This is a genomic window from Nostoc flagelliforme FACHB-838 (genome assembly GCF_014698065.1).
In the GTDB taxonomy this organism is placed as follows: domain Bacteria; phylum Cyanobacteriota; class Cyanobacteriia; order Cyanobacteriales; family Nostocaceae; genus Nostoc; species Nostoc flagelliforme_B.
Window position 1 is genome coordinate 1 of sequence record NZ_JACJSI010000076.1, and the last position, 16365, is coordinate 16365.

Consider the following 16365-nt stretch of genomic DNA (forward strand, 5'->3'; position numbering starts at 1 on the left):
CAACATTCTCACATTTGACATGGATTTTGAATGGTTTATTCGACACACTACCTTTGATTTTGCCACTCTTCAGATGTACGGAGCTTTTTCAAAAATCAAATAGGAGTCCTATATGAATCCAGAATATTTTATGCATTTAGCATTGGCAGAAGCAAAAAAAGGTGATGCGCCTTACGGTGCCGTAATTGTTAAAGATAACGAAGTTGTGGCCGTAGCTCATAATACTGTGAGGAGAGACAACGATCCATCAGCCCATGCAGAAATCAATGTCATTCGTAGTGTAACAGCTAAACTTAAAAATCTCTCTTTAGAAGGTTATAGCATATATACAACTGGGGAACCTTGTCCAATGTGTGCAACCGCTTGTGTTTGGAGTGGTTTATCAGAAATTGTATATGGTGCTTCTATTCAAGATTTAATAAATGTAAATCAATCACAAATTAATATATCTTGCGAAGAAGTGATCGCTAAGTCATTTAGAAACATCAAAATCACCAAAGGCGTTTTAAAAAATGAATGCTTGGATCTATTTAAATAAACATGATGAATTATGAATTACTTAACTTGATTCATTCAAATACGATAAATATGTATTTGCCCAAATTGCAGCTTGAGTGCGATCGCGCAAATTTAATCTGTTTAAAATATTAGTAACATGATTTTTTACCGTCCCCTCAGAAATGTAAAGTTCCTGAGCAATTTCTCGGTTACTAGCGCCTGTTGCAATTAACCGCAAAACCTCTTTTTCTCTCGGAGTAAGTTCAGCTAAACTAGACGGTACAGGCGGTGTATGGGTTGGTGTACCATTAGAAAACTGAGTCAATAGTTTTTTAACTATACCTGGGCCTAATTGAGTATATCCTTTATAAACGGCCCGAATAGCAACAGCTAATTCTTCTGAGGGTGTATCTTTCAATAAATAACCCATTGCTCCATTTTGCAAAGCTGCTGATACATATTCATCATCATCAAAAGTCGTCAGTACTAAAATTTTAGTTTTGGCGAAACGTTTTTGAATCTCCCGCGTGGCTGCAACTCCATCCATAATCGGCATTCTGATATCCAGCAATACTACATCTGGGTGGAACTCAGCAACTAAATTAATCGCCTGTTCACCGTTTTCTGCTTCTCCTACTATCTCTAAATCTGGTTCTAATTCTAATAACGCTCTTAATCCTTGACGAATTAAACCTTGATCATCTACTAGCAATACTTTAATCATCATGTCAACCTCGTTAAAGGAATATTAACTGTTATTTTGCAACCAGAATCAGGAGCGCTATTAATGTTAAACTCACCTCCCAGCGCTAAAGTGCGATCGCGCATACTATGAAGTCCAAAACCAGTAGTATTTTGCCCTAAATCAAAACCTCTACCATTATCCTGAATTATCAATCGCAAATTGCCTCTTGTAGTAGTCAGTTCCAGTTTAACCTCTGTTGCATACGCATATTTAGATATATTTGTCAATGATTCTTGAGTAATCCGGTAAATAGCGGTATTGATTTCAGGTGGTAGAGGATATTCTAGGTTAATTTGATAAATTGGTAAAATACCATTAGAGCGATGAAAGTTTTCTGAAAGACTAGCGATCGCACGTTCTAAAGACTGTTCTTGTAAAGGATTAGAACGCATAGTAGAAACAGATTGACGGACATCTTTTAGCGCTTTAGAACCTAATTCCTTTGCAGTTGCGAGAAATGTTTCAGCCTTACCTGGGTTAGATTGCCACAATTTTAAAGCAGTTTCTAATTGTAGATTTAAAGCAGTTAGAGAATGTCCTAATGAATCATGAATTTCACGAGCAATGCGGTTGCGTTCTTCTAAGGTAGCTTGATTTTCAACTCGCGTGGCATATTGACGGAGTTTTTCATTAGCAAGAGCTAGCTTTTCTCGACTTTGCCGTTCAGACAATACTGCATTCATCATTAACAACACAAAAACCAAACTTAAGCCAAATACCAGCGACGAATTCAAAATTAAAAATCGATATCGCTCTTGTGCCTGTGGCGATGCTTGAAAATTAAATAACTGATATTTTAGTTGTGTAGTAACTAAAAATAATGCAAATGACAAACTTGTAACGAATAAACGCCCAGGTAACTGAAAAATTAGACAACTGCGAGTAACTAAAATTATGTAAAGAAAGGGGAAAAGCCGAGAAAATCTCTCTCCAAAAAGTCCAATAGTTAAAATCAAAAAGAATTCAATACCTGTGTATATTAACTTAGCTCTTTGTTTATTCCTGGGTAATTTTAAGCCCATTGCCGCAAAAATAATCAGGCTAAAAATTGATATTTCTGGCAATATGCTACAAGCTAAAAAGTCTGGAAATGCACCACAAATTGATAGTTCTGGAGGCTTAGGGCGAAAACGACGTAACGGAGGTGGTATAAAGGCTGTTAATGCGGTGATTGCTAGTAATGACCACTCCAGATAAAGCAGAGATGGAAAAGGATGCTTCTTAATTTGAATCGGACGACTCATTAGCCGCGTTGCTCCAGTTATAAGTTAGATAGAAATTCCGAATTTTTGGTAATTGCTTCTGCTACTTCCACTTTTCGCTGTATGAGAAATTAAAAGTAACTTACAAAAATAATACCGTTAGGTAATAAGCTAAGTAATGGCTTATAAATTAATCATAATCAAAATTTTCGTGCTTCCTAACTTTTACCGTCCTAACTATTTATTGTCAATCATGTTTGTCAAAATTCAATCATGACTAAAGTCATAGGTAAAACCATGACTTTCTCCTCATGTAACTACTGAAGATAAGTTCTTATGATGGTGACATCCAACCAGGAAAACCTACAAAACAAGTCATGAAACTCAAAGCATTATCGCTAGTCGCTGGAGCGTTCACGAAGTGTGCGCCCTGCGCTCTCGCTCTAACTTTAAGTGCAACCTCCTTTGCTGTTCATGCCCAAACAGCTTCTCCTTCACCTGTGTTACTGGCACAAACTCCACAAAGACAAAAAGGCCCTTGGAAAGACTTAAATCTAACAGATGCCCAAAAAACTCAAATTCAGACAATTCGCCGCGATAGCCGCGCCAAATTTGAAGCAGTTTTGACCCCAGAACAAAAGGTAAAATTAGAGGCGGCAAAGCAAGCGCGTCAGGCTCAACGGCAAGCAGGTCAAGGCCAACGGCAACCCGGTCAACGTCGAGGAAAGGGTGATTTTGCAGACTTAAATCTGAGTGAAACACAGAAAACCCAAATGCGACAAATCCGCGAGTCTGAAAAACAACAGATTCAAGCAGTCTTCACCCCGGAACAACTGCAAAAATTAGAACAATTCCGTCAAAATGCTCCTTCACGCCGTCAGCAAGGCAATCCCCAATAATAACTTTTCAAAAAATAGTTAACTTGGCTGATGTCTAAGGATTGTAAACCATAGTTAAAAATTAACAAAGTTTGGGGTTTAAGTTGCAAGCTTCTATCAAGCAGCCCAAATTGAAGCCTAAATCTAAATCCCCGTCACAAAACGTAATTGCGTTAGCGTTCGCGCAGCTTCTCGTAGAGAGGAACGAGCGTCATTGCAAATTGCGAATTGTTTTAATAGACTTCTTGCAGAAGATGCGGAAAGGGGAAAAACTTTATCCCCTTTCCCTTTCCCTATTTATACCAACGCCCATGCCCCATGACCAATTTAGTAGACTTTAAAGCTAGTTATGAGTTATGAGTTAATTCAAAACTCCTAGCTTGATTAAGATGTCCAAAGAATTCACAATTGGTAGTAAAGTCCGTGTTGTGGCGCTACCAGCTTATGTCAAAACTGCTGAACCTATGCCCATGCTGCGCCCCCCTAATGTGATTCACATTGGTGAAGAAGGTATAGTTATTGATCGCAGACCTGGGGGATATTGGGGTATTCGCTTTGCTAGAGGAGCTTTTCTCTTAGATAGCCAATACATCGAAAGCACAGATACCCCACCCGAATCTCACTTAGAGTGAGATTTTTCGCAACCAAGAATTGTAAACTTGTGTAAAGTTGTGATTCTGGTTTGCATGATGATTTCCCGCCGCACTTTTTTAAGCATATTATTTGCCAGCTGTATTTCTATCATCAGCTGGCTGAATTTTACCCCTGCTGCTAATGCTATGGGTGGTAAGCTTCCTGCAATTAATCAACCCGCACCAGAGTTTACTTTGCCAACTAACACAGGTGATGGCAAAATTTCTCTCTCTGACTTGCGCGGTAAATGGCTAGTCTTATACTTTTATCCTAAAGACTTCACCTCTGGCTGTACTATAGAAGCTCGTCGTTTTCAGCAAGACTTACCCCAATACCTCGAAAAAAACGCTCAGATTATTGGCGTTAGTGCTGATAACATTGATTCCCACGCCAAATTTTGTGATTCAGAGGGGCTAAACTTCCCTCTGTTAGCTGACACCGATGGTTCAGTGAGTAAAGCTTACGGTTCATGGCTCGGCTTTTTATCAATGCGCCACAGTTTTATCATCGATCCTCAAGGTGTCTTGCGCGAGACTTTTGTCAAAGTCAACCCAACCATTCATAGTTCAGAAGTACTAGCACGATTAGAAAAATTGCAGTCAACAGCTTCTTAGTACAGAATTTCTTTAATTCGTAGCGAGTTAAATTTGGCAATACCCTGCAATGACAATGAATGCGTCGGCCGCTTTGTTAATGCACGGCTTGCATTGCCAATGCGTTCCCCTGCATTGAAAACGCTACGTTTTTACGCAAAACTGTACTTAGACAATTAGCGTAAGTTAGTTCCGCGCTGTGGTATTTGAAAGCAATTGTTCGTAATTCTTTGGTGTATCAATATCGATATCACCCAGTGGAAAGGGAATGGAAAACACTTCATTGAGGTTATTATTAATAACTTTTTTTGCTCCTGAAGTTTCTTTCAAAGCTTGCTGCTTTGAAAAAAATCTCTGACTAAATAGAGCGGGTGCACCTAATGTACCCGCATATTCACAAGCAATGATCGGTTTTCTTGTCGAATAATGTCAAACACAAGTCGATTCGCCGCCAGTTAAAGATTACAGGCGTTGCATATTTGCGGGATGATTTGGCAACTTCTAAAATTCTCCCCCTGCTTCCTCTGCCTCCCCTGCCTCCCCTGCTTGCCTCAATTCATCCCACTGTTCTGCAACGCCAGATTACAGTATATGCATTACACTGACCGCGTTGTTGCATCGCAGTGTTCTGCTATCCAAGATAAGCGAAAATACCGATGAATTCATGTCCCGCAGGATAATTGCCAACTTGAGTGAATTATTTATCATGAGAGTTAGCAGATAAAAAGGAAAGCGGATTCATGTAATTGGAATTTATTACACTGTAAAATTCATCCTTGACTTATATCTATTAAATTTTGCTTTGAACAACAAATGAAATCACCATCGATATGAACACTGAAAGACCGCTGCTTGGGCAAGTTAACTCAGTTTCATCTTTTTTTAGTGCTTTGTGCTTGATAACGGGTCACTATCACGTTACTATACAGCAGTTACTTACAAAAAAGTAAAGCAAGATTATGGCACTAATTATAGGCAGTGATGGAGACGACATTTTAGTCGGAACTGATGGAAATGACACATTTATCGCCAGTAGTGGTAATGATACCATTACCGGTGGAAATGGTAACGATATCATTGATTACAGTGACTTAGAACAACCTATAATAGTCCAGCCAGTGGTTATCCAAAAAGGTGCAATTGGAACTGATACCTTTAAAGATTTCTTTGAAACTGTGATCGGTGCTACAGGACAGGCTAACAGTATTGATGGTACTTCTGGTAGCACAAATGTATCAATAGTAGCTGATTTATCTAAAGAAAGATTAGAAATCAAAGTTGTCGGTTCACCACCAATAGTAGTCAAGGTGAAAAATTTTGTAAATGTAATTGGTACAAATCAAAATGACGCAATTACTGGTAACGTTCAGGATAATCAATTATCTGGCAGTGGCGGCAATGACATTATTAGAGGCAGTGCAGGCAACGATACTTTAAATGGTGGAGATGGTATTGATACGGCTGATTACAGGAAATTGGGTCAAAGCTCTACCATATTCATTGATGGAACTCTTAAAAAAGGTGGTGGACTAGGTACAGATATCCTTGGCAATATTGAAAAGCTTGTTGTTGATGCTAATGCTGTAAATAACACTATAGATGCCTCAATTGCTCCTTCAATACCCTTTTCATTTTTATCTAATCTCTCAGTCAACGCCAACCTGGAAACTCAAAGTTTCGTAGTAAATAATCTTCCTGGTGGAAACACAGCTAATTTCACATTTATAAACTTTGATAATATCAAAGGTACAAATCAAGGTGACACCCTTGTTGGGGATAGGCAAAATAATCTGTTATTTGGTAATGGTGGTGACGATACACTTTCTGGCAAAGATGGCAATGACATACTCTCTGGTGGAAATGGTAACGATACTCTCACTGGTGGAATAGGTGCAGATAAATTTGTTTTTACCAACGTATTAGAGGGTGTTGATATTATTAAAGACTTCAAAGCTATTGAAGGTGACAAAATCCAGGTTTCTCAAGGAGGGTTTGGCGCTATTTTAATCAATGATTTCAGTTATGATGCCCTAAGTGGTTCTTTGTTCTTCCAAGAAGCTAGATTTGCCATTATTGAAAATAAGCCTGTTGGTTTTCAAGCTAATCTAGACATTCAACTTGTTTAAAAATGCCCTGTTTTAAGTCTTTTCTGAGCTAGTGCTACTTAGGATTAGTGAGCATAAGTCATGTGAAAAATAACCGCGGTTCATTGCCTTAATGTTGCCCGTTGTCTTCTTAAATCAATCCCTGCAAAGCCAGCGCATCGACTTGCAAAGCTAATATATGAACTTCGCCTCGTTCCCAGCTTGGAGGCTGGGAACCAGTGAATTGAACAGTATTGCCTTATGGGGTACTGGTTGGAGTTGGGCTGCTAGTTGAACTTCCAGGATTAACAATGGAACGAGCCTGTTGCAGGTGTTCTTGGAGGGTTGGTAAGACTTGAGCCGCAAATGCTTTTACGTCTGGATCTTGTCCGTCTTGAGCTTCAGTTTGAAATGCAAAGACATCTTTTTCATGCTCTTTAACCATCTGATTCATATATTCGCGATCAAAAGTGGCACCAGAAAGTTTCAATAAGCGTTCCCTGATTTGCTGATTTGTTGTGCCGATACTAGTTGGCAACGTCACACCTTTTTGAGCCGCCAACTGTTTAAGTTGATTGTTCACTGGGGTGTGATGTTGAACCATAAGCTCTCCAAACTTTTTTACCGCATTGCTAGCTGCACGTTGTGATGCCAGTTGTCCTAGTTGGACTTCTGCTAAACCATCTTGAGCGGCTTGAATCATGAACTGTCTGTCTGAAGAACTGAGGTTATTTTGCCCTGATGGAGTTGGTGAGCCAGTTGGTGATGCAGTTGGGGATGCAGTTGGTGATGCAGTTGGTGAGCCAGTTGGTGATGGAGTTGGTGAGCCAGTTGGTGATGCAGTTGGGGATGGACTCTCAGTCCCTTGTACAGGCACAGCAGATGGAACTTCTGATGTAATCTGGTCATAGGGAGTAGTTGGTGTGCAACCAGTCGCCAGAGATAAAGCGATCGCAACTACACCACTAGAGAATATTTTGAAATTGGACATAATCAATGCTCTCCTTAAATAAAGGCTATATCTTGAAACTCGAACCATAAACAAGCGCGATCGCACAGTTAAGTAAGCTACAAACAGTTATGATTTAACGATTACTCCTGCTTGTAACTCAAAATCTTGGATTAATGCTGATTCATTCTCTTCGCCTCATCCTTGATTAACTGTTGTTTTCTCAAAAAAATCTGAACACGATCCGACACAAAATATATTTGGCGTTGCATATTTGCGGGATGATTTGGCAACTTCTAAAATTCTCCCCCTGCTTCCTCTGCCTCCCCTGCCTCCCCTGCTTGCCTCAATTCATCCCACTGTTCTGCAACGCCATATATTTAAGTCAGTCTCTTAGTACCTTCCTATAACATTTCAAGGCTTTGAGGATAAATACATCTTTCAATGGACAGACTCAGCAATAGATGTAACTCACACTTGCAAAATTGCAAGTAATGCTGCCACAAATTCCGAAGCAGAAGCAGTTTTTAACAAGCTGCGTCTACTGATTTTCATAATTGTCTTTTACAAGCAACAACAGGAATGAGCCGTATCGTATCACTGCTATCTGGCACAGAAACTCTAGCTAAGGTGTGTTTTTAAATATACTCCGCAAGATGCATTCACAATGCAAGTTGATGCATTCACAACGCAAACGTCCTTCTCGCAAAAAGCAAGTTGCGATGGCGCAACCGCTCGCTGGAAGCGATTGAGTTTGAAAATTAGCGATCGCTAATCGTATGATTGAGCTTTCATCGTTTTGGCGATGCCTACGGCTGGCTACGCCTACGCATTTACTGATTGCTCGGACGCTCCAACTCTAAATCTTGCCAAGAAACTGGATCTTCTACAGGTTCCAGGTGAGTTGTAACGTGGGTTAAAGGCAGCACCCCAAGAATAGCAAGCTCAATTGCTTCGCACAAATCATGCCCTTGTTGCACTGTCCAAGATCCAGGCACAAGAACATGAAAGGAAACAAAGCGGCGGGTTCCAGCAGTGCGGGTTCGCAAGGCATGAAACTGGATGTCATGACGTTTGTACTCGTTAAGAATGCTTTTGATTGCGTCAATTTCTTTTTTAGGCAAAGCTGCATCCAGTAACGCGCTACTGGTTTCGCGCAGTAAACGAAATCCTGTCCAAGTAATATTTGCTGCTACTATCAGTGCAACAATTGGATCAAGTACGAGAGCGCCTGTTAGCTTGACGAGTAAGATTCCCACTATCACACCACCCGAAGTCACTACATCGGTAAACAGGTGGTGAGCATCAGCCCTCAGTGTAATAGAACGCAACCGTCGCCCTGCCCCTAGCAAGATAAAGGCAACAACGCCATTGATTGCGGTTGCAAATAGTGAGAGTGCCAACCCTAATCCAAGCTGTGTTAATGGTTCTGGATGCAACAAGCGTCCCCAAGCTTCAACAGCAATGCTAATGGCTGCCACTATTATCAACGCACCTTCTGTACCACTAGAGAAGTATTCGGCTTTAGAATGCCCAAAGGCGTGTTCGGCATCGGCTGGTTTATCAGCATAGGTTAATGCCCATAGAGCAACCAATGCTGCTACGAGATTTACAATTGACTCAATCGCATCTGAAAGCAAACCTACTGACCCGGTTAGCAGGTAAGCGCCAAATTTTAGGATAATAGTGACGATTGCCGCTGCAATCGACAAGAAAGCGTAGGAGCGGGCTGTTCGACTACTCATCTCGGTGATGGACGCAGCAAGTAGAGTGATTCCGAGCTAACAGTACCAAATTTTACTTTAGGGATCATCAGCCCCGAGGCTTCTACTGATTTGTTTTAGCTTATCATTGCTGCGGATAAACTTCTTGCTCATACTGTTCACGAAGAGGGGAAAAGGTTAAAGGGGAAAGAACTTAAATGTAACGATCGCCAATCGTGTGATTGAGCTTTTATCGTTTCGGCGATGCCTACGGTTGGCTACGCCTACGCATTTTCTATTTACAGCAGTTTGTCTAATGTAATTGGCAAATTACAGATGCGCTTACCTGTGGCATGATAGACAGCGTTAGCGATCGCAGGGGCAGTTCCAGTAATGCCAATTTCGCCACTTCCTTTGACACCAAGCGGGTTGATTGTGGATCGTGTTCATCGACAAATAACACCTGAATATCGGGAATGTCTGCATTGACCGCGATCGCAACTTTTTTAGTACCGACTAGCCCTATATATTCCCGAAGTGCGTCAAGTGAGGTTGCATACAAGACAAGGGGCTTAAGCCCCTTGTTTTACCAAACCTGATTTTGTGCAGTTTTACAGAAAATTGGTATTAAACTCTTTAATTTACGAGAAACCCATATTTCCTGAGTACAGTTTTGGCTTGACTGCCAGATAAAAACTGGACAAATTCTTTAGCAGCAGAAGCATTTTTACTGCTCTTGAGTACAGCCACTGGATAGACAATTGGTGAGTGAAACTTATCATCAGCAGCGACTACAATTTTTACGTTGTTAGAAATTTTGGCATCAGTGGCATAAACCAAACCCGTTTCGGCGTTACCACTTTCTACGGCTGCCAAAACTTGACGCACATTGTTAGCAAAAACCAATTTTGATTTGACGCCATCATAAAGCTTCAACTTCTTTAAAACTTGCTCCCCATATTGACCGGCAGGTACACTTCTGGGTTCACCGATCGCAATTTTTTTAATCTTACTATCTGTTAAATTGTAGAAGCTAGTGATGCCAACAACATCCTGAGCCACAATCAAGACTAGACGGTTATTTGCTAGGTTAGTACGGCTACCTGGTAGCAACAATCCTTTTTCTTGTAAGGCATCCACTTGCTTTTTGCCAGCAGAAATAAAGATGTCCGCTGGCGCACCTTGTTCAATCTGTTGTTGCAAGGCACCAGAAGCCCCAAAGTTATAATTAATATTGATATCTGATTTACTTTGTTGGTACAAAGGCTTAATTTCTTCCAGCGCGTCTTTTAAGCTGGCAGCGGCGGACACGAGTATGCTGGTGTTTGATTGTGCTATTACAGGAGAAGGAGCCACTAACGGTAAACCAATTGTTAACAGCAAGCCAACAACCGCTATACCCAGGAAGCCAAAAATTTGTCTTCTTTTCATAGAAAAGGCGTTTGAAAGGTTTCTTCCATAAAATTGATGCTAGGTAAAATAGTACCAAACATACCAACATATAACCAACTATATCGGTAAAATATGCCTAGAAAAGAGCAAGGGTGGGTCACGTTCCAAACTTCAGAAGAGGAGCGAAAAATTTTGGAAGAGTTTTGTGACCAGTCTCAGCGAACTAAGACTGAGATTCTTAGGGAACTGGTACGTGGTCTTAATCAACACTCTTCACCATCAAACTCGCTACCAACTATAAATACAGAAGAGGAAGATATCTACCCTCAAATACCTGAGATAGAAATTAGTATTCAAAAGAAACCGCTCAAAGTTAGCTCTCGCAATATTCTTAAGGGTGTTGTTAAGCGAGTTGTTACTGGAGCCGTTAATAGTGAGGTAACGTTGGAGATTGTTCACAAAGTTGAGTTAATTTCGATTATCACTAAAGTATCGGTAGAGGAGTTAGATTTGTCTGAGGGGAAAGAAGCTTATGCCGTTATCAAGTCCAACGATATAGTTATTGCCAGGGAATAGACTGTGGCGATATTCCTGAACAATTGCTTTGGCGATCGCTACGCAAATAAATTTATATTGCTACTAATAGGGGCGCACAGCTTTGCGCCCCTACAAATTTACCAATAATTTGGGATAATTTATTTTTGTGGAAGTCCCTTACGAATTACAAGGCTACGAACACATTTCATAGTCCTTGTTTACTACTCTGTAGCTTATGAAAGCACTGGTTCTGTTTCCAATTTCTCGGCTTTGTTCTTCAAGATGGTTGGTAATTCGCTATTGAACGCCTCACCCTCAACCACTTGCGATCGGAAACCATCGGGCCCGACTGGAACATCGCCTGTGATAGTAGTGCGATATAACACACGCTCGACTTCCAAATGATCTAGATCCTGAGGGGCCAAATGTGAGGTAGCACGGTTGTCCCAGAACGCGATGTCACCGTTGTTCCAGCGTAAGCGGGTGGTGTAGGCGGACTTGGTGATCTGGTTGAAGAATAACTCAAGCAGCAGGTCGCTTTCTTGACGTATCACGACAAGAATATGCGAAGTGAAGCCAGGATTCACATATAAGGCGCGTTCACCTGTCTCAGGATGAACCCTTACTACTGGGTGGATTGAAACCAGCAGATTGGCTGCGATGCGCTGGGCAATCTTGCTATTGCTGGGCAGATTCAAACGCGCATTGAAGCGATAGCTTTTGAAGTGTCTGCAAGCGATCACAGCTTAAAATATAGTACTATAAGTCGATGGATTTACCGCAGTATTTAATCGCCCTATTTTAGGCTGCTGGAACAACTGTCGATTTAGTCCGGGCAATAGCAAGTTAAAATAGACCGACAGCGCCAATTATAGTTACCACGCCAGTAGCGCAGATGTTATGCCATTTTACTAAATAATTGTTATGAGCGAGTCTATTTTCAGTAGCCTCACGGGTGATGAAGAACTTAATTTTTCTGAAGAAGCAGAGGTTTTTGTCTTCCTTACTTCTTTCGCCCAGCAGCGATTGTGGTTTCTCGACCAATTAGCATCGGGCAATCCATTTTACAATGTGTCAACAGCACTTTGCCTGAAAGGTTCCCTCAACTTTACTGCCTTAAAGCAGACATTCAACGAAATTGTCAGTCGCCACGAAACCTTACGCACTACGTTTGTGATCGTAGAACAGCAACCAGTGCAAGCGATCGCACCCAGCTTAACCATACCTCTTCCCCTAATAGATATACGCAATTTCGACCAAGAACCTGAGACACAAGTACGGCGAATCGCAACCGCAGAGGCTCAACATCCTTTCAATCTCACCACCGGGCCATTGCTGCGAGTGAAGCTACTACAACTAGATGAAGCAGAATATGTGCTGCTGCTAAATCTACATCACATTGTTGCCGATGGCTGGTCAATTGGGGTGTTAATTAGAGAACTGGGGGTATTATATAAAACCTTTGTAGAAGATAAGCGATGTCTGACGTCTACGCTTCTGCCAAAATTACCCATTCAGTATGCAGATTTCGCCCAATGGCAACGGGAGTGGCTGCAAGCAGTAGGGGAAAACGGCTGTTCGCCTTTACAAACGCAGTTAGCTTATTGGCGAAAGCAATTAGACGGAATTTCGGTGCTGAATCTCCCCACCGACCGACTAAGACCAGCAGTTTCAACCTACAGAGGTGCAAAACAATTTGTAGAACTACCACACTCCTTAACTCAAGCGCTAGAGGCACTTAGTTACCAAGAAGATGTAACCTTGTTCATGACAATGCTTGCAGCGTTTCAGATTTTGCTCTATCGCTATACGCAGCAAGACGATATTGTAGTAGGTTCAGCGATCGCTAATCGCAACCGTAGCGAACTAGAAGGGTTAATCGGTTTTTTTGTCAATAGTTTGGTATTACGTAGCGATTTATCAGGGAACCCGACGTTTCGAGAATTATTAAATCGAGTGCGAGAGGTAACTTTAGGAGCATACAGCCATCAAGATTTGCCCTTTGAAAAGCTGGTAGAAGAACTTCATCCAGAGCGAGATTTGAGCCGCCATCCTTTATTTCAGGTCGTATTTAGTCTGCAAAATACTCCCATTGAAGCACTAGAGTTACCTGGGTTAAAGCTTTCATTATTCGACTTCGACACTAAAGTTGCAAAGCTTGATTTAGAGTTTCATCTATGGCGAGACTTGGAAACTCTCAAAGGAGAAGTGGTGTATAGCACCGATTTATTTGATCAAAGCACCATTACGCGAATGCTGGGGCATTTCCAAATACTGTTAGAAAGTATTGTCGCTAATCCAAAAGAGCGTATTTCAGATTTAGCTTTGCTTACTAAAGGAGAACGAAAGCAGTTATTAATTGATTGGAATGACACTAAGAAAGCTTACTCAAAGGGAAAGTGTTTTCATCAGTTATTTGAAGCACAAGTTGAAAAAAGTCCTGATGCGATCGCATTAGCATTTGGTAATCAAAAACTTAGCTACAAAGAGTTAAATATACGCAGCAATCAACTTGCACATTATCTCAAAAAAAGAGGTGTAGAAACTGAAACTTTAGTTGGCATTTGTGTGGAGCGAACGCCAGAAATGATAATCGGGCTATTAGGTATCCTCAAAGCTGGAGGCGCATACCTACCTTTAGATCCCAGCTATCCTCAAGAGCGTCTTAAATTCATGTTGCAAGATGCACAAGTTTCAGTATTGCTGACACAAGAAAAATTACTTCAGCATTTTTCAGAATTCTCAAATCAAACTATTAGTATAGATAAAGATTGGGCAACTATTACACAACATAGCCGAGAAAACCCAAACAGTTGCGTAAGACTTGAAAACTTAGCTTATGTCATCTACACCTCTGGTTCAACAGGGCAGCCAAAAGGCGTTTTAATCGAACACCGAGGGCTGTCTAATTTAGCAACAGATCAGATTGAAGTTTTTAACTTACAAGCGAGTAACCACATTCTGCAATTCGCATCATTAAGTTTCGATGCCTCAATTTTTGAGATTGTAATGGCATTACGGACAGGAGCAACTCTTTATTTAGCAAATAAAGAATCTCTTCTACCTGGAAAAGCTTTGCTTCAACTATTACGCGAAAAAGCTATTACTCACGTTACCCTCCCACCTGCGGTTTTGGCAGTTTTACCTACAGAATCTCTCCCCGCATTACAAACTATTATTTGTGCAGGCGAATCATGTTCTGAAGATATAGTAAAACGTTGGTGGAATCCTAGCCGTAGGTTCTTTAACGCTTACGGGCCTACTGAAGCAACTGTTTGGTCAACTGTTGCCGAAATTAAATCTTTGAGCGAAAAACCGCCTATTGGCCGCCCAATTGCTAACACTGAAATTTATATATTAGATAAGCATTTACAACCTGTACCAATTGGAATTTTAGGTGAATTATACATTGCTGGTGATGGACTAGCACGAGGCTATTTTAACTGTCCCGAATTAACTGCTAAAAAGTTTATTGCCAACCCTTTTGATAGTAAAAAAGGAGCAAGGCTTTACAAGACAGGTGATTTAGCCAGATATCGACCAGACGGTAATATTGAATTTTTAGAACGCATCGATAATCAAGTAAAAATTCGCGGCTTCCGCATTGAGTTGTCAGAAGTTGAAACAGTTATAAGTCAGCACAATAATGTAGAAAAAGCAATTGTAATTGCTCAAGGCAATTTATATGATAATAAGCATTTAGTAGCTTACATTGTTACTAACTCAGCGCAGGATAAAACAATTATTGAACTACGTCAATTCTTAAAAGAAAAATTACCAGAATACATGATACCAAAAGCTTTTGTAATTCTGGATTCTGTGCCGTTAACGGCTAATGGCAAAGTGGATCGTTATGCGCTAAAAGCAGTTGAGAGTCAGAGGCGCTCAATCGATAAAGCCTTTATTGCTCCTCGTACTTTAACTGAGTCAACCTTGGCAAAAATCTGGGCTGAAGTCCTTAATGTTGAGAATGTAGGTATTCATGATAACTTCTTTGATTTAGGAGGAAATTCGCTACTGGCTGTACGTTTGTTAGACCAAATAAACAAACAGTTTGAGCGTGATTTACCTTTATCTCACCTGTTTTTAAATCAAACAATTGAAAGTTTAGCAATTGCATTATATACAAAAACAGATTCTCTGGCTTGGTCTCCTTTGGTTCCGATTCAAGCAAATGGTTCAAATCCACCTTTATTCTGCGTCCATCCAATCTTTGGTGTTGTCTTTCCTTATTATGAATTAGCTCATCAATTGGGAATAAATCAGCCACTTTATGGGCTACAGCCTATTGGAATTGATGGGGAAACTCCACTAAATCGCATTGAGGATATGGCTACCCGCTATATTGAAGCATTGCGTTCAGTACAACCGAAAGGCCCTTATTTTATAGCAGGTTGGTCTTTCGGAGGTTGGGTTGCTTTTGAGATGGCTCAACAACTTCAAAACTCTGGGGAAGAAGTAGCTCTACTTGCTGTGCTTGACACTGTAGCACCAATTAAGAGCAATCTACCTTCTTTAAGTAATGCTTTCAAGTTTATTTTTACTACAGTAGTGCCATATATATGGCCCTTTTTCCTAGATTATTTGTATCTAATTATTGCTCCTAGTAAAAACCGGATTAATAGTTTAACTTTTGGATTTCCTAATTTTCAGAAGCTGATGCGATCGCTCAAAAGAAATCTGTTCTCGCATTTCAGCCAAAAGGAGGATGCCACAGTCAACCTTATATCTAATCAATCTAAGCGAAGGCTTTTAAGTGAGTCAGCAATTGTGCCTATGCTTCGTGTTTTTTACGCCAATAGCCAAGCAGTTCTCAAGTACGTTCCGCAAGTTTACCCTAAGCGAATTAATCTTTTTAGAACAAAAGTTCAGTTAAACATTGCCGAGGAGGAGCCGAGTATGGGTTGGGATCAGTTAGCTGTGCAAGGAACGGAAATTCATCATATTCCTGGCAATCACTTAACTATGCTGAGAAAACCCCATATCCAAGTTCTCGCCGCACACTTAAGAGCCTGTATTGAGAAAGCACAAACTTTAAAATAAGCATCAATTGTACGAAGGTGAGTTGGTGTATTAACTCTTATTTATTAAATAAAACTATTTTTAACTTAAAACTGATTTTATGCAAACCTATATATATTTTAGAGTTAA

General features: G+C 40.6%; 15 protein-coding genes and 1 pseudogene. 8 read left to right on the plus strand and 8 right to left on the minus strand.

Annotation, left to right across the window (positions count from 1 at the left end):
* The first annotated feature begins 112 nt into the window (after positions 1–112).
* A complete protein-coding gene (locus H6G97_RS26375) occupies positions 113–538 on the plus strand; it encodes a nucleoside deaminase (protein WP_190943551.1) in 426 nt (141 codons plus the stop codon).
* 21 nt (positions 539–559) lie between these two features.
* Here H6G97_RS26375 and H6G97_RS26380 read toward each other — a convergent pair whose 3' ends face one another.
* Both H6G97_RS26380 and H6G97_RS26385 read right to left on the minus strand, forming a co-directional pair.
* Positions 560–1222: a response regulator gene (locus H6G97_RS26380; RefSeq protein ID WP_190943569.1), complete on the minus strand. Its 663-nt coding sequence runs from the start codon at positions 1220–1222 to the stop codon at positions 560–562.
* A complete protein-coding gene (locus H6G97_RS26385; protein WP_190943552.1) occupies positions 1222–2487 on the minus strand; it encodes a sensor histidine kinase in 1266 nt (421 codons plus the stop codon). Before H6G97_RS26385 ends, H6G97_RS26380 begins: the two co-directional genes overlap by 1 nt.
* A gap of 335 nt (positions 2488–2822) precedes the next feature.
* Between H6G97_RS26385 and H6G97_RS26390 the strand changes: the two genes are divergently transcribed.
* The 3 genes from H6G97_RS26390 (at position 2823) to H6G97_RS26400 (ending at position 4570) form a co-directional block, all read left to right on the plus strand.
* Entirely contained in the window at positions 2823–3344 is a 522-nt protein-coding gene (locus tag H6G97_RS26390) for a Spy/CpxP family protein refolding chaperone (protein WP_190943553.1), read from the plus strand.
* Positions 3345–3712: 368 nt separating this feature from the next.
* Positions 3713–3955 carry a regulatory protein SipA gene (sipA, locus tag H6G97_RS26395; protein ID WP_190943554.1) on the plus strand — a complete coding sequence of 81 codons (243 nt, stop codon included), beginning with the start codon at positions 3713–3715 and terminating at the stop codon, positions 3953–3955.
* Between the two features lie 57 nt (positions 3956–4012).
* Positions 4013–4570 (plus strand): peroxiredoxin, encoded by a 558-nt coding sequence (locus H6G97_RS26400; protein WP_190943570.1) that lies wholly within the window; start codon positions 4013–4015, stop codon positions 4568–4570.
* A 165-nt stretch (positions 4571–4735) separates the two neighbouring features.
* On the opposite strand, the gene H6G97_RS26405 is transcribed toward H6G97_RS26400, so the two are convergent.
* A complete protein-coding gene (locus H6G97_RS26405; RefSeq protein WP_190943555.1) occupies positions 4736–4879 on the minus strand; it encodes a hypothetical protein in 144 nt (47 codons plus the stop codon).
* Positions 4880–4965: 86 nt separating this feature from the next.
* On the opposite strand from H6G97_RS26405, the gene H6G97_RS26410 reads away from it, so the two are divergent.
* Positions 4966–5154, plus strand: a complete 189-nt coding sequence (locus tag H6G97_RS26410) for a hypothetical protein (RefSeq protein ID WP_190943556.1) — start codon at positions 4966–4968, stop codon at positions 5152–5154.
* Positions 5155–5508: 354 nt separating this feature from the next.
* Positions 5509–6675 carry a calcium-binding protein gene (locus tag H6G97_RS26415; RefSeq protein ID WP_190943557.1) on the plus strand — a complete coding sequence of 389 codons (1167 nt, stop codon included), beginning with the start codon at positions 5509–5511 and terminating at the stop codon, positions 6673–6675.
* A 217-nt stretch (positions 6676–6892) separates the two neighbouring features.
* On the opposite strand, the gene H6G97_RS26420 is transcribed toward H6G97_RS26415, so the two are convergent.
* The 4 genes and pseudogenes from H6G97_RS26420 to modA form a co-directional block, all read right to left on the minus strand.
* Positions 6893–7624, minus strand: a complete 732-nt coding sequence (locus H6G97_RS26420) for a DUF4142 domain-containing protein (RefSeq protein WP_190943558.1) — start codon at positions 7622–7624, stop codon at positions 6893–6895.
* Positions 7625–8415: 791 nt separating this feature from the next.
* Positions 8416–9327, minus strand: a complete 912-nt coding sequence (locus tag H6G97_RS26425) for a cation diffusion facilitator family transporter (protein ID WP_190943559.1) — start codon at positions 9325–9327, stop codon at positions 8416–8418.
* Between the two features lie 257 nt (positions 9328–9584).
* Positions 9585–9778: pseudogene (locus tag H6G97_RS26430) on the minus strand (hypothetical protein); the annotation flags it as partial.
* Positions 9779–9921: 143 nt separating this feature from the next.
* Positions 9922–10716, minus strand: coding sequence for a molybdate ABC transporter substrate-binding protein (gene modA, locus H6G97_RS26435; protein ID WP_190943560.1), 795 nt, complete (start codon positions 10714–10716; stop codon positions 9922–9924).
* 93 nt (positions 10717–10809) lie between these two features.
* Here modA and H6G97_RS26440 point away from each other — a divergent pair, with 93 nt between their 5' ends.
* A complete protein-coding gene (locus tag H6G97_RS26440) occupies positions 10810–11253 on the plus strand; it encodes a TOBE domain-containing protein (protein WP_190943561.1) in 444 nt (147 codons plus the stop codon).
* A 194-nt stretch (positions 11254–11447) separates the two neighbouring features.
* On the opposite strand, the gene H6G97_RS26445 is transcribed toward H6G97_RS26440, so the two are convergent.
* A complete protein-coding gene (locus H6G97_RS26445) occupies positions 11448–11912 on the minus strand; it encodes a TauD/TfdA dioxygenase family protein (RefSeq protein ID WP_242055244.1) in 465 nt (154 codons plus the stop codon).
* Between the two features lie 226 nt (positions 11913–12138).
* Between H6G97_RS26445 and H6G97_RS26450 the strand changes: the two genes are divergently transcribed.
* On the plus strand, positions 12139–16257 hold the full coding sequence (locus H6G97_RS26450) for a non-ribosomal peptide synthetase (RefSeq protein ID WP_190943562.1): 4119 nt from the start codon (positions 12139–12141) through the stop codon (positions 16255–16257).
* The last annotated feature ends 108 nt before the right edge of the window (positions 16258–16365 follow it).

What these genes read in the sequence shown, in the direction of transcription:
- H6G97_RS26375 (WP_190943551.1), top strand. Translation starts at nt 113, where the DNA reads ATGAATCCAGAATATTTTATGCATTTAGCATTGGCAGAAGCAAAAAAA.
- H6G97_RS26380 (WP_190943569.1), bottom strand. Translation starts at nt 1,222, where the DNA reads ATGATTAAAGTATTGCTAGTAGATGATCAAGGTTTAATTCGTCAAGGA.
- H6G97_RS26385 (WP_190943552.1), bottom strand. Translation starts at nt 2,487, where the DNA reads ATGAGTCGTCCGATTCAAATTAAGAAGCATCCTTTTCCATCTCTGCTT.
- H6G97_RS26390 (WP_190943553.1), top strand. Translation starts at nt 2,823, where the DNA reads ATGAAACTCAAAGCATTATCGCTAGTCGCTGGAGCGTTCACGAAGTGT.
- sipA (WP_190943554.1), top strand. Translation starts at nt 3,713, where the DNA reads ATGTCCAAAGAATTCACAATTGGTAGTAAAGTCCGTGTTGTGGCGCTA.
- H6G97_RS26400 (WP_190943570.1), top strand. Translation starts at nt 4,013, where the DNA reads ATGATTTCCCGCCGCACTTTTTTAAGCATATTATTTGCCAGCTGTATT.
- H6G97_RS26415 (WP_190943557.1), top strand. Translation starts at nt 5,509, where the DNA reads ATGGCACTAATTATAGGCAGTGATGGAGACGACATTTTAGTCGGAACT.
- H6G97_RS26420 (WP_190943558.1), bottom strand. Translation starts at nt 7,624, where the DNA reads ATGTCCAATTTCAAAATATTCTCTAGTGGTGTAGTTGCGATCGCTTTA.
- H6G97_RS26425 (WP_190943559.1), bottom strand. Translation starts at nt 9,327, where the DNA reads ATGAGTAGTCGAACAGCCCGCTCCTACGCTTTCTTGTCGATTGCAGCG.
- modA (WP_190943560.1), bottom strand. Translation starts at nt 10,716, where the DNA reads ATGAAAAGAAGACAAATTTTTGGCTTCCTGGGTATAGCGGTTGTTGGC.
- H6G97_RS26440 (WP_190943561.1), top strand. Translation starts at nt 10,810, where the DNA reads ATGCCTAGAAAAGAGCAAGGGTGGGTCACGTTCCAAACTTCAGAAGAG.
- H6G97_RS26450 (WP_190943562.1), top strand. Translation starts at nt 12,139, where the DNA reads ATGAGCGAGTCTATTTTCAGTAGCCTCACGGGTGATGAAGAACTTAAT.